1 pseudogene is annotated in these 461 nt (G+C 67.9%); it reads left to right on the plus strand.

Features of this window, described 5'->3' with window-relative positions:
• Positions 1-58 precede the first annotated feature (58 nt).
• Positions 59-461, plus strand: a pseudogene (locus tag HW466_RS31405) (hopanoid transporter HpnN); the annotation flags it as partial.

Here is a 461-nt window from a genome sequence, read left to right on the forward strand (position 1 = left end):
CGCCGCGCCGGTATACTTGGTCACTTTTGCCCGAGGCCTGCCCCCGCCAGCCCGCCCAATGCTGACAACCCTACTCGTCCGACTCGTTGCCTGGTCGGTACGGCGCCCGATCCTGGTCGTCGTGCTGTCGCTCCTGATCGCCGCCTTCGCCGGCGTCTATACCGTCCAGCATTTCAAGATCAATACCGATGTCAGCAAGCTGATCGACAACGAACCGCAATGGGCGGCACTTGGAAAGGCCGTCGACGACGCCTTCCCCCAGCGCAGCCAGACGCTGCCGGCCGGCGGCCCGCTGTTCGAACGCGACGCGCTGCTGTTCCTGTCGCCCGCCGAGCTCGCCAAGACCACCTCCAAGCTCGCCGACGCGCGCCCGCTGGTCAACACGCTGGTCAAGGACCCGAGCGTCACCGGCCTGGCCACCACGCTGTCCACCACGCTCGGCCAGCCGCTCCTGACCGGCC

The organism is Burkholderia territorii (assembly GCF_902833055.1).
GTDB classification, from domain to species: domain Bacteria; phylum Pseudomonadota; class Gammaproteobacteria; order Burkholderiales; family Burkholderiaceae; genus Burkholderia; species Burkholderia territorii.